At 72.0% G+C, this 11,719-nt stretch carries 12 protein-coding genes; 5 read left to right on the top strand and 7 right to left on the bottom strand.

Annotated elements, in window-relative coordinates; genetic code table 11:
• Nucleotides 1-24 precede the first annotated feature (24 nt).
• The 3 genes from QFZ82_RS24830 to QFZ82_RS24840 all read left to right on the top strand — a co-directional run bounded on the left by QFZ82_RS24830 (nucleotide 25) and on the right by QFZ82_RS24840 (nucleotide 3,701).
• Nucleotides 25-1,809: a DEAD/DEAH box helicase gene (locus QFZ82_RS24830; RefSeq protein ID WP_307715263.1), complete on the top strand. Its 1,785-nt coding sequence runs from the start codon at nucleotides 25-27 to the stop codon at nucleotides 1,807-1,809.
• 395 nt (nucleotides 1,810-2,204) lie between these two features.
• Nucleotides 2,205-2,846 (top strand): IclR family transcriptional regulator, encoded by a 642-nt coding sequence (locus QFZ82_RS24835; protein WP_177152586.1) that lies wholly within the window; start codon nucleotides 2,205-2,207, stop codon nucleotides 2,844-2,846.
• Between the two features lie 66 nt (nucleotides 2,847-2,912).
• Nucleotides 2,913-3,701 carry a S16 family serine protease gene (locus QFZ82_RS24840; RefSeq protein ID WP_307715264.1) on the top strand — a complete coding sequence of 263 codons (789 nt, stop codon included), beginning with the start codon at nucleotides 2,913-2,915 and terminating at the stop codon, nucleotides 3,699-3,701.
• Here the strand turns inward: QFZ82_RS24840 and QFZ82_RS24845 are convergent.
• The 4 genes from QFZ82_RS24845 to QFZ82_RS24860 form a co-directional block, all read right to left on the bottom strand.
• Nucleotides 3,640-5,064 (bottom strand): MFS transporter, encoded by a 1,425-nt coding sequence (locus tag QFZ82_RS24845; RefSeq protein WP_307715266.1) that lies wholly within the window; start codon nucleotides 5,062-5,064, stop codon nucleotides 3,640-3,642. The genes QFZ82_RS24840 and QFZ82_RS24845 overlap by 62 nt on opposite strands.
• Nucleotides 5,061-5,243 (bottom strand): hypothetical protein, encoded by a 183-nt coding sequence (locus QFZ82_RS24850; protein WP_307715267.1) that lies wholly within the window; start codon nucleotides 5,241-5,243, stop codon nucleotides 5,061-5,063. The genes QFZ82_RS24845 and QFZ82_RS24850 overlap by 4 nt, the downstream gene beginning before the upstream one ends.
• A gap of 14 nt (nucleotides 5,244-5,257) precedes the next feature.
• On the bottom strand, nucleotides 5,258-5,842 hold the full coding sequence (locus tag QFZ82_RS24855; RefSeq protein WP_307715268.1) for a transcriptional regulator: 585 nt from the start codon (nucleotides 5,840-5,842) through the stop codon (nucleotides 5,258-5,260).
• Between the two features lie 84 nt (nucleotides 5,843-5,926).
• Entirely contained in the window at nucleotides 5,927-6,406 is a 480-nt protein-coding gene (locus tag QFZ82_RS24860) for an Lrp/AsnC family transcriptional regulator (RefSeq protein WP_177152582.1), read from the bottom strand.
• A 121-nt stretch (nucleotides 6,407-6,527) separates the two neighbouring features.
• Between QFZ82_RS24860 and hppD the strand changes: the two genes are divergently transcribed.
• Complete coding sequence (gene hppD, locus QFZ82_RS24865; RefSeq protein WP_373429317.1) at nucleotides 6,528-7,682, top strand: 4-hydroxyphenylpyruvate dioxygenase; 1,155 nt, start codon at nucleotides 6,528-6,530, stop codon at nucleotides 7,680-7,682.
• Nucleotides 7,683-7,766: 84 nt separating this feature from the next.
• Here hppD and QFZ82_RS24870 read toward each other — a convergent pair whose 3' ends face one another.
• Complete coding sequence (locus QFZ82_RS24870) at nucleotides 7,767-7,910, bottom strand: hypothetical protein (RefSeq protein WP_307715269.1); 144 nt, start codon at nucleotides 7,908-7,910, stop codon at nucleotides 7,767-7,769.
• A 166-nt stretch (nucleotides 7,911-8,076) separates the two neighbouring features.
• The gene (locus QFZ82_RS24875) at nucleotides 8,077-9,741 is read right to left on the bottom strand and encodes a lipopolysaccharide assembly protein LapB (RefSeq protein WP_307715270.1); all 1,665 of its coding nucleotides are present in this window, start codon (nucleotides 9,739-9,741) and stop codon (nucleotides 8,077-8,079) included.
• 108 nt (nucleotides 9,742-9,849) lie between these two features.
• Here QFZ82_RS24875 and QFZ82_RS24880 point away from each other — a divergent pair, with 108 nt between their 5' ends.
• The gene (locus QFZ82_RS24880) at nucleotides 9,850-11,217 is read left to right on the top strand and encodes an FAD-binding oxidoreductase (protein WP_307715271.1); all 1,368 of its coding nucleotides are present in this window, start codon (nucleotides 9,850-9,852) and stop codon (nucleotides 11,215-11,217) included.
• A gap of 20 nt (nucleotides 11,218-11,237) precedes the next feature.
• Here the strand turns inward: QFZ82_RS24880 and QFZ82_RS24885 are convergent, their stop codons facing one another.
• Entirely contained in the window at nucleotides 11,238-11,669 is a 432-nt protein-coding gene (locus QFZ82_RS24885; protein WP_307715272.1) for an SsgA family sporulation/cell division regulator, read from the bottom strand.
• Nucleotides 11,670-11,719: the final 50 nt, after the last annotated feature.

Genomic DNA, 11,719 nt, shown 5'->3' on the forward strand with positions numbered 1-11,719 from the left:
CCCCCGTCCCGTGAACCGGAGACCGTGACTACTACCGCCTCCCACCACCTCTCACCCGCCTTCCCCGGCCGTGCCCCCTGGGGCACGGCCAGCAAGCTGCGTGCCTGGCAGCAGGGCGCCATGGAGAAGTACATCCAGGAGCAGCCGCGCGACTTCCTCGCCGTCGCCACGCCCGGCGCCGGCAAGACGACCTTCGCGCTGACCCTCGCCTCCTGGCTGCTGCACCACCACGTCGTGCAACAGGTGACGGTCGTCGCGCCGACCGAGCACCTGAAGAAGCAGTGGGCGGCCGCGGCGGCGCGGGTAGGGATCAAGCTGGACCCGGAGTACAGCGCCGGCCCGCTGAGCAGGGAGTACCACGGGGTCGCTGTCACCTACGCCGGTGTCGGCGTGCGGCCCATGCTGCACCGCAACCGCTGCGAGCAGCGCAAGACGCTCGTCATCCTCGACGAGATCCACCACGCCGGTGACTCCAAGTCCTGGGGCGAGGCGTGTCTGGAGGCGTTCGAGCCGGCCACCCGGCGGCTCGCGCTCACCGGCACGCCGTTCCGCTCGGACACCAATCCCATTCCCTTCGTGACGTACGAGGAAGGGAACGACGGGATCCGGCGCTCCGCCGCCGACTACACGTACGGCTACGGCAACGCGCTCGGTGACGGCGTCGTCCGGCCCGTGATCTTCCTCAGCTACAGCGGCAACATGCGCTGGCGCACCAAGGCCGGCGACGAGGTGGCCGCCCGGCTCGGCGAGCCGATGACCAAGGACGCGATCTCGCAGGCGTGGCGTACCGCGCTCGACCCCCGCGGCGACTGGATGCCCAACGTGCTCCGCGCCGCCGACCAGCGGCTGACCGAGGTCCGCAAGGGCATCCCGGACGCGGGCGGGCTCGTCATCGCCTCCGACCAGGACTCGGCCCGCGCGTACGCCAAGCTGATCCGCGAGATCACCGGCACCAGGGCCACCGTCGTGCTCTCCGACGAGGCCGCGGCCTCCCAGCGCATCGAGGAGTTCAGCGGCAACCAGGACCGCTGGATGGTCGCCGTCCGCATGGTGTCCGAGGGCGTCGACGTGCCGCGCCTGGCTGTCGGCGTGTACGCGACGACCATCTCGACGCCGCTGTTCTTCGCGCAGGCCGTGGGCCGTTTCGTACGGTCCAGGCGCCGCGGCGAGACCGCGTCCGTGTTCCTGCCGACGATTCCCAACCTCCTCGGTTTCGCCTCCGAGATGGAGGTCGAGCGCGACCACGTGCTCGACCGGCCGAAGAAGGACGGCGAGGAGGACCCGTACGCCGAGTCCGAGAAGGAGATGGCGGAGGCCGAGAAGCAGCAGGACGAGGACACCGGCGAGCAGGACATGCTGCCCTTCGAGGCGCTGGAGTCCGACGCCGTCTTCGACCGGGTGCTGTACGACGGCGCCGAGTTCGGCATGCAGGCCCACCCGGGCAGCGAGGAGGAGCAGGACTACCTCGGCATCCCCGGTCTGCTCGAACCCGACCAGGTGCAACTGCTCCTGCAGAAGCGGCAGGCGCGGCAGATCGCGCACAGCCGCAAGAAGCCCGACGAGGAGGCCGACCTGCTGGAGCTGCCGGCCGAGCGGCGCCCGGTGGTCTCCCACAAGGAGCTGCTGGAGCTGCGCAAGCAGCTGAACACCATGGTCGGCGCGTACGTGCACCAGAGCGGCAAACCGCACGGCGTCATCCACACCGAGCTGCGCCGGGTGTGCGGCGGGCCGCCGAGCGCGGAGGCCACGGCCGGGCAGATCCGCGAGCGGATCAAGAAGGTGCAGGAGTGGGCGACGCGGATGCGGTGACCCCGCTCACAACCGCAACGGCAACCGCACCCTCGCCCGTACGCGCAAAGGCGATCGACCTCGCCCGCACGCGCAGCCGCGACCGCAACGGCGCCCGCACGCGCACTTTCACCGCCCCGGCCCCCCGGGGCCGCCGCCTCCACCTTTCCCAGGTCCCGTATGGGGACCAAAAGCCCGTCGTCGGCGGAAGATCGCCCGGATTCTGGACGAGCCCTTCCGCTGAGCGGTGCCGGTCGCTAATGTCCCCGCAATGCAAACGCCCCGTGGCAGCGCCGCCGCGGAGCGCAGTCGGTGCGCCATGGCCTGCCGGCGGCCTCTGGGTGCGTCGCCGATGGGACCGGTGTCGCGACATCTCTTCGAGGACCGCCGTCACTCACTCCGAAAGAGAGGGCGTCGTGACCGCGGAAACCTCCCAGACGCTCGACAGGGGACTTCGTGTCCTCAAGCTGCTCGCCGATACCGACCACGGGCTGACCGTCACCGAGTTGTCCAACAAACTCGGCGTCAACCGCACCGTCGTCTACCGCCTGCTCGCCACCCTCGAGCAGCACGCCCTGGTCCGACGTGACCTCGGCGGCCGGGCCAGGGTCGGCCTCGGCGTGCTCCGGCTCGGCCGGCAGGTGCACCCGCTCGTGCGCGAGGCGGCGATGCCCGCGCTGCGTTCGCTCGCCGAGGACATCGGGGCGACCGCCCACCTCACCCTGGTCGACGGCGCCGATGCCCTCGCGGTCGCCGTCGTCGAACCGACCTGGACCGACTACCACGTCGCCTACCGGGCGGGCTTCCGGCATCCGCTGGACCGCGGGGCGGCCGGCAAGGCCATTCTCGCCGCGCGCCAGAACGGTCAGGCGGAGCCCGGCTACACCCTCACGCACGGCGAGCTGGAGGCCGGCGCGTGCGGCGCGGCCGCGGCGCTCGTGGGCGTGACCGGGATAGAGGGGAGCGTCGGTGTGGTGATGCTGGCCGACGCCGTTCCGGAGCGGGTGGGTCCGCGCGTACTGGACGCGGCGCGCGAGGTCGCGGACGCCCTGCGCTGACGGACCTTCCCCAGGGGCGTCCCCGCCCGGCGGGGGCGGGGGAGCACGGGCAGATAGATTGGCACCGTGCTCTCCAGTCTCACGCGCCCCCGCGCCCTCGCCGTCTGCGCCTTGCCCGTCGTCGCGCTGCTCGCCGTCGCCGGGCTCGCGCCGCTGCCGTACGTCGTCGCGCAGCCCGGGATGACCGCGGACGTGCTCGGCAAGGACCAGGGGCGGCAGATCATCACGATCTCCGGCGCTCCGACGCGCGAGACCGAGGGCGCCCTGCGCATGACGACGATCGTGGCGAGCGGTCCGTCCGCCGACGTCGGTATCGGCGATGTCGTCGACGGGTGGTTCCGTACGGACCGCGCGGTGCTGCCCCGCGACGCCGTCTACCCGGCGGGCAAGTCCGACCGGGAGATCGAGCGGCACAACGTCCGCGACATGGAGCAGTCGCAGAACGTCGCCACCCGCGCGGCCCTCGGCCATCTCGGTGAGGACCCCGCGAAGGTGAAGGTCTCGCTGCACCTGGCCGACGTCGGCGGGCCCAGCGCCGGGCTGCTGTTCTCCCTCGGCATCGTCGCCAAGATCGACGGCGACGGCGCGGGCGGCGACCTGACCGGCGGCCGGAGCATCGCCGGTACGGGCACGATCACCGCCGACGGCAAGGTCGGCCCGGTGGGGGGCGTGTCGCTGAAGACCCAGGCGGCCAAGCGGGACGGCGCGACCGTGTTCCTGGTCCCGAAGGACGAGTGCGCGGACGCCCAGGCGGAACTGCCCTCCGGGATGCGTCTGATCCCCGTCACCACGCTCAAAGGCGCGGTGAACTCCCTGCGGGCGCTGGACCGGGGCGGCAAGGTCCCGAGCTGCTGACGCCCACGGCGTCGTCCGTCACGGCCCCGCCCGGTCCGTCCGAGCCCGGTCCGTCCGAGCCCGGTCCGTCCGTGCCCTGTCCCGTGTCCTTGTCGCCCGCGTCCGCGTCCGTTCGGTCCAGCTCCCGCCAGGACGGGAACACGGCCGGTGCCAGCGTCGCCAGGAAGTACAGCCCGCCGAGGGCCAGCAGCGCCGTCGCGAGTCCGGCCCGCTCGACCAGGTAGCCGGCCGCCAGACCGCCGAGCGGCATCGTCATCAGCACCCCGGCCGTCGTCGTGCTCGCGACCCGGCTGCGCAGCTCCTCGGGGATCCGCTCGTAGATCACGGTCGTCAGGATCGGGTTGAGCATGCCCGCCCCCAGCCCGCCGACCGCCATCGTGGCGGCGAGCGGCGGAGTCCCGTCCACCAGCGCGGCCACCACGAACCGCGGCAGCCCGCACAGCAGGAACGCGACCGTGAACAGGACGCGCCGCGGGAAACGGTGCCCGACCGCTGCGTACAGCAGGGCGCCGAGCAGCGCGCAGCCGCCGAAGACGGCGACGAGCAGGCCGAGATCGCGTGCGCCGCCCAGATTCTCGCGTGCGTGCACGGGCAGCAGGACCGAACTCCAGCCCTGGTCGAGGCCGTTGGTGAGCATCACCATCAGGACGACGCCGAGCAGCAGCCTGCTGCGCAGCAGGAACGCGTACCCCTGCCGCAGTTCGGCCCGGTAGGCGGCGAAGGAGATGCGGGGCGCGTTCCGCAGGGGCTCGGCGGCGCGCAGGCCGCGCAGGCCGACGGAGACCAGCAGCGCCGAGCCGCAGAACGTCGCCGCGTCCACGTAAAGGACGGCCTCCGCGCCGATCAGCGCGATCAGTACGCCGGCCAGCGCCGCCCCGGTCATCCGCGCGCCGCGCGAGACCGCGTCGAACAGGCTTGCGGCCCGAGACAGGCTCGTACCGGCCCGCTCGGCGAGGTCGGGCACCAGGACATGGCGCGCGGTCTCGCCGGGCGCGTGGAACAGGCCGGTGACGGCCATCAGCGCGCACAGCATCCAGAACCGCAGCGCGCCCGCATGGTGCAGGAGCGGGATCGCGGCGAGCGCGACGGCGCAGACCAGGTCGGTGGCGACGCTGACGCGGCGGCGGCCGACGCGGTCGATGACCGGGCCGCCGGTGATCGCCGAGACGACCACCGGGAGGGTCGCGCAGAAGGCGACCAGTCCGGCCTTCGCGGGGCTGCCCGTGGTCTCCAGGGCGAACCACGGGACCCCGATGAGAGTGAGTGAATTGCCGCTGATGGACACGGCGTTGGCCGCCAGGACGGCGGCCAGCGGCCGGCGGTCGCGCCGCCGGCCGGCTTCTGTTCCCCCCTGCCCGCTCATGCGAGACGGGCCCTCGGCCCGGTGCAGCCGGGCGGCTGGCGCAGCAGTCGCAGCCCCAACTCGACTAAGACCCAGCCGAGTTGCGTCCGCAGACGCTCGCGCGGCACATGGCGGGCGGCTTCCGCGCGCAGCTCCTCGGCGCGCAGGTCGTGCAGTCTCAGGTGTATGTCGGCGTGCATGTCCTTCGGTCCCCTCAGTCGGTGGCGCGTGGGAATGCGTGCGTGTGCAGCCGGACCTGGGCGACGCCCTCGGTGCCGGGGGGCGGTGCGAGGTCCCGGTAGTTCTGGATGAGCGCGTGGATCTTCTCGTTGAGCTCGACGGCCTGCGCGGCGGTCAGCCGCAGCGTGAAGTCGCTGAGGTCGGAGCCGCGCCGCCACTCCTCGGGCCAGTCGCGCCGGGTGCCGAGCCAGGTGGCGACCTCCTGGGTGTGCTGGGTCGCGACCTCGTGGATGAACAGGTCGGCCGCGCCGCGCACCGCCGGGTCCGGATCGGCGAACAGGGTGTCGTCGAAGCGTGTCCCGTCCTCCGCCGCCTTCCACCAGCGCTCCCGGCCCTTGCCGCGCCCCGGGTCGTCCTCGACGAAGCCGTGGGCGGCGAGCTGGCGCAGGTGGTAACTGGTGGCGCCGCTCGACTCGCCGAACTTCTCCGCCAGCTGTGACGCGGTGGCCGGGCCGTCGTGCCGCAGCGACGACAGCAGGCGCATACGCAGGGGATGGGCCAGACCGCGCAGCGAGTGCGGGTCGAGGGTGCGGACCTTGGGTGCCGGGGGCTCGCTCATGCATGCAAAGGTAGCGTTGCAAAGAAATCCTTGCAACGCTTTTTTTGCAATGACTCCTTTGCAGCGTCGGCGCCGTGCCCCGGGTCACCTGTCGGCCGGGTCCTCCGCCGCCTGCTCCACCAGCGGGATGATCCGCAGCGGCACCGGGTTCTCCATGACGATCGCCGTCGACGCGCGCACGATCCCCTCGAAACCCACGACCCGGTCGATCACCCGCTGGAGGTCGGCGTTGGAGCGCGCGACGAGCCGGCAGAGCATGTCGCCGTGGCCCGTGGTCGTGTGCAGTTCCAGGACCTCGGGGACCGTCGCCAGATGCGCCCGTACGTCGGAGCCCTGTCCCTGCTTGATCTCCAGCGTGGCGAACGCCGTCACGGGATAGCCCAGCGCCGCGGGGTCGACGTCCGGCCCGAAGCCCCTGATCACGCCGTTCGCCTGGAGCCTGTCCATGCGCGCCTGCACGGTGCCGCGCGCGACCCCCAGCCGCCGCGATGCCTCCAGCACCCCGATGCGCGGCTCCCGTGCCAGCAGCACGATGAGCCGCCCGTCCAGATGATCGATCGCCATGACGCCTCCCCAATGGTCATCCTGTACACAACGCCCGACAGTCGGCCCGATCGGCTGGTCAGATTGTCCAGTCGATACGCAAACTATTGCGCACCTTGCGGCCCAGGGGGAGCCTGCTGTCATGGCAGATAACTCGATGACCATCGATCACACCCCGGAGACCGCGCGCAAGGCAGACCCCTTCCCGGTGAAGGGAATGGACGCGGTCGTCTTCGCCGTCGGCAACGCCAAGCAGGCCGCGCACTACTACTCCACGGCCTTCGGCATGAAGCTCGTCGCCTACTCCGGTCCGGAGAACGGCAGCCGCGAGACCGCGAGTTATGTCCTCGCCAACGGCGCCGCCCGCTTCGTCCTCACGTCCGTGATCAAGGCGTCCACTGACTGGGGCCGCTTCCTCGCGGACCACGTCGCCGCGCACGGCGACGGTGTCGTCGACCTCGCCATCGAGGTTCCGGACGCGCGTGCGGCCTACGCGTACGCCGTCGAGCACGGTGCGACGGGCATCGCCGAGCCGTACGAGGTCAAGGACGACCACGGGGTCGTCGTCCTCGCCGCCATCGCGACCTACGGCAACACCCGCCACACGCTCGTCGAGCGCAAGGACTACGACGGGCCCTACCTGCCGGGCTTCGTGGCCGCGGACCCGATCGTCGAGCCGCCGGCGAAGCGCACCTTCCAGGCGATCGACCACTGCGTGGGCAACGTCGAGCTCGGCCGGATGAACGAGTGGGTCGCGTTCTACAACAAGGTCATGGGCTTCACCAACATGAAGGAGTTCGTGGGTGACGACATCGCCACCGAGTACTCCGCCCTGATGTCGAAGGTCGTCGCCGACGGCACGCTGAAGGTGAAGTTCCCGATCAACGAGCCCGCGGTCGCGAAGAAGAAGTCGCAGATCGACGAGTACCTGGAGTTCTACGGAGGCGCCGGCGTCCAGCACATCGCGCTCGCCACGAACGACATCGTCGCCACCGTGCGCACCATGCGGGCCGCCGGTGTCCAGTTCCTCGACACGCCCGACTCGTACTACGACACCCTCGGCGAGTGGGCCGGCGAGACCCGGGTGCCGGTCGAGACGCTGCGCGAGCTGAAGATCCTCGTGGACCGCGACGAGGACGGCTACCTGCTGCAGATCTTCACGAAGCCGGTCCAGGACCGCCCGACGGTCTTCTTCGAGATGATCGAACGACACGGGTCGATGGGCTTCGGCAAGGGCAACTTCAAGGCGCTGTTCGAGGCGATCGAGCGCGAGCAGGCGAAGCGCGGCAACCTGTAGCCCACGCCCGGCGCGGCGGCGCGCCCCCGCGCCGCACGCGCCGGGCTGCCCGGTTCCGAGCCCTGTCAGGGCCGGGCAGCCGGTTCAATGGCCGGACTCGGCATGAGCGCCGTGGTCGCCGAGCTGGGCTTCGAACCAGTCGTGCAGGGCGTCGACCGGCACGGGATCCTGCGTGGTGTAGGTCACCCCGACCGGGGAGGCGGTGCTCATCACGACGAGGGCGTCCATGGCCCGGCAGCGCAGTGAGCACCCCTCCCAGGCAGTTTTCAGCCCGTCCGGCGTGTGAGGACACCGCGCGGAGCGCGGTACGGGGGTCCCGGGGCCTGCCCCGGTTTCGGGATCGGGGTACCGCCCACGGCCGCCAGGCCGTAGGGGGATGGCGGGGTGGGGGAGATCAACCCGCCCCGGACACCCGCGGCGAGGGCTCCACCGACACCACCCCCGGCGAGGCCGACGCCGACGCCGAGGGTGACCACGAGGGCGAGGCCGGCGCCGGCACCGACGGCTGCGCCACCGGCTGCGAAGGCGCCACAGACGCCCCCGCGGACGGACCCGTGGACGGCCCCGCCGACGGAGCGGAGGACGGACCCGCCGACGGCACCCCCGTCCCCGCGGCCGCAGCCGGCGGCACCGCCGGCGGCTCCCACGGCTCCTTGTCCGGCAGCCCGTCCCCGTCCACGTCCACCGGACCCCCCGCCGACGGCTCGCCCAGCGCCTCCAGCGCCTCGCGGGCCGCCGGCGCGTACAGGGGCGAGAAGTCCGGGTTCGTGCGCAGCGCCTCCTCCATGTACCGGCGCGCCCGCCCCTCGTCGCCGAGTGCCTGCTCGATCTCGCCCCGGTGGTACGAGAACAGCGCGTTCCGCGCCTCCTGCCTCGTCGCGAGCTTCGCGAACGGCAGCGCGTCCTCCGCCCGGTCCGCCCGGTACAGCGCCCAGCCCATCGCGTCCGCGACGTGCACGCTGCGGTGGCCGCGCCACCATTCGTCCTGGAGGCGCCGCACCGCCGACTCCGGGTCGCCGTGGTCCGCCTCGTACCGCGCCAGCACCAGGTCCCCGTCGACCCCGTGGGCGTGTGCCTCCTCGACCAGGGTCCGCACCCGGGCGTACTGGGTCGCCGCGTCCCCGTCCATGCCGAGCGACTCGGCCAACTCGCCCGCCTCCAGCGCGTACTCCGGCAGCGGCGCCATGTCGAGCGCCTCCTCGTAGTCCCGCTGCGCCTCATCCGTGCGGTCCAGTGCCACCAGGGCGCGGGCACGTCCCGCCAGGGCCCGGTGGCTGCCGGGGTCGGCCGCCAGCGCCGCGTCGTAGTGGTCCACGGCCTCGGCCGCCTCGCCCCGCTCCCAGGCCAGATCACCCTGCCGCACGAGCGCCACGGCCTTCTCGTGGCGCGTGCCGGCCCGAACCGTCGCGTCGTACGCGAGGGCCGCGGCGTCCTCGCGCCAGCCCCTGTCCCGGTAGAGCTGCGCCTCGCGGTCCTTCACCTGAGGCCCCGAGTGCAGTTCCTGCAGCGTGTCCATCGCCTTGCCGGCGGCCTCGAGGTTCCCCAGCCCGGTGTAGGCGTCGACGAGCACCGGGTACACCGTCCACGCCTTCGGGGCCTGGCTGCGGGCCCGCTCGCCCCAGGTGCGTGCGGTCACGTAGTCGTGCCGGGCGTTGGCGAGCGCCGCCGTCCCCACCAGCGCGCGGACGTCGTCCCGCTCCTTCGCCGTCCTGAGCTCCATCGAGCGTCTGAGCGCCTTCTCCGCCTTCGAGAAGTCCTGCGGCCGCGCGAACCGCGTGCCCCGCTCCACGTAGGCCGCGCCGAGCGCCGCCCATGACGGCCCGTCACTCGGATAGCGGCGCAGCCAGTTCTCGTAGTCGCTGATCAGCGCCTTCAGATCCGCCGGCGCGGCCGGCGCGCCCGCACCGGCAGCGGCCACCGCGCGGACCGCGGACCGCTGGGTGACCGGCCCGGTACTCGTCTCCTCCCCCCACCCGGGCGCGAGCAGGATCACCCCGGTGACCAGCGTCGCGCCGACCAGCGTGCTGACAGCGGCGTTTTTCAGGGTTTCGCTCTTCATGGCGCTCACTGTGCGTCAGCGGGCAGCTCATACGAAGTACACACTCGGTTGTGCGAAGGGGAACGCAGACGGGTTCACACCGATGGCCCCCGGTGCGACGCTGGGATCATGGACGATCTCCTGGAACGGCTGCGTGCCGGACTGCCCGCCGAGGCACTGATCACGGACCCGGACGTGACCGCTTCGTACGGGCGTGACATGGCGAGTTTCTGCGACGCGGGCAGTCCCGCCGTCGTGGTCCTGCCCCGGACCGTCGAGCAGGTCCAGCACGTGATGCGGACCGCGACCGCTCTGCGCGTGCCCGTGGTGCCGCAGGGCGCCCGGACGGGCCTGTCGGGCGCGGCCAACGCGTCGGACGGCTGCATCGTGCTGTCGCTGACCAAGATGGACCGGATCCTGGAGATCAACCCGGTCGACCGGATCGCGGTCGTCGAGCCGGGGGTCGTCAACGCGGTGCTGTCCCGCGCGGTGAACGAGCACGGCCTGTACTACCCGCCGGACCCCTCCAGCTGGGAGATGTGCACCATCGGCGGCAACATCGGAACGGCGTCCGGCGGACTGTGCTGCGTCAAGTACGGGGTGACCGCCGAATACGTGCTCGGGCTGACGGTCGTCCTCGCCGACGGCAGGCTGCTGACCACCGGCCGGCGCACCGCCAAGGGCGTCGCGGGCTACGACCTCACGCGTCTGTTCGTGGGCTCCGAGGGCAGTCTCGGCATCGTTGTCGAGGCGGTGCTGGCGCTCAAGCCGCAGCCGCCCGCCCAGCTCGTGCTCGCCGCCGAGTTCCCCTCCGCGGCGAGCGCCTGCGATGCCGTCTGCGCGATCATGGAGCGCGGCCACACTCCGTCGCTGCTGGAGATCATGGACCGCACCACCGTCCGGGCGGTCAACAAGCTGGCCAACATGGGTCTGCCGGAGACCACCGAGGCCCTGCTGCTGTGTGCCTTCGACACCCCCGACCCGGCCGCCGACCTCGCCGCGGTCGCGGCGCTCTGCGAGGCGGCGGGTGCGAGCGAGGTCGTGCCCGCCGACACGGCCGCCGAGTCCGAACTGCTGCTCCAGGCGCGCAGGTTGTCCCTCACCGCGCTGGAGACCGTCAAGTCGGCGACGATGATCGACGACGTCTGCGTCCCGCGCTCCAAGCTGGGCGAGATGATCGACGGCACGGCGGCGATCGCCGACAAGTACGACCTCACCATCGGCGTCTGCGCGCACGCCGGTGACGGCAACACCCATCCCGTCGTCTGCTTCGACCACCTCGACCCCGACGAGTCGCGGCGGGCCCGCGAGTCGTTCGACGAGATCATGGCGCTCGGTCTGGAGCTGGGCGGCACCATCACCGGCGAACACGGCGTCGGCGTGCTGAAGAAGGAATGGCTGGCACGCGAACTGGGGCCGGTGGGTCTGGAGTTGCAGCGCGGCATTCGCCGCACCTTCGACCCGCTCGGGATCCTCAATCCCGGCAAGCTGTTCTGAGACCTCACCCTCTCGCTCCGCTACGCGTCCTCGGTCCTGGTGGGGGAGAGCAGCTCGGCCAGGCCGTCGTCGATGCCGAGCTGCTCCGTCTCCGAGCCGGGCGGCACCACCTTCAGGGTCCGCTCCAGCCACCCGGACACCACCGCCGAGGACGCCTCCAGCAGCGCATCGCCGTCGGGTGAACTGAGCGCCATCAGGACGACGCTGCGGCCCCCGGACTTCGTCGGCCACACGCGTACGTCACCGCCGCCGCACGGCCGGAACACCCCCTCGACGAGGAGGTCGCGGGCGAACGTCCAGTCGACGGGGTGGTCCGAGCCGATGTGGAAGGTGATGTGGACGGCGTACGGGTCGTCGGCGCGGTAGGTCAGCCGGGCCGGCACGGGCACGCTGCGCTCCGGCGACAGCACCAGATTCACCTGCAGTTCGCGTTCCACCACGGTCTTCTTCATCGTCGTCTTCCTCTCTCCTGTGCTGCGGTCGGGCCCGCCCGGAGCGGCCC

This window comes from Streptomyces sp. V4I23 (genome assembly GCF_030817975.1).
Classification (GTDB): Bacteria; Actinomycetota; Actinomycetes; order Streptomycetales; family Streptomycetaceae; genus Streptomyces.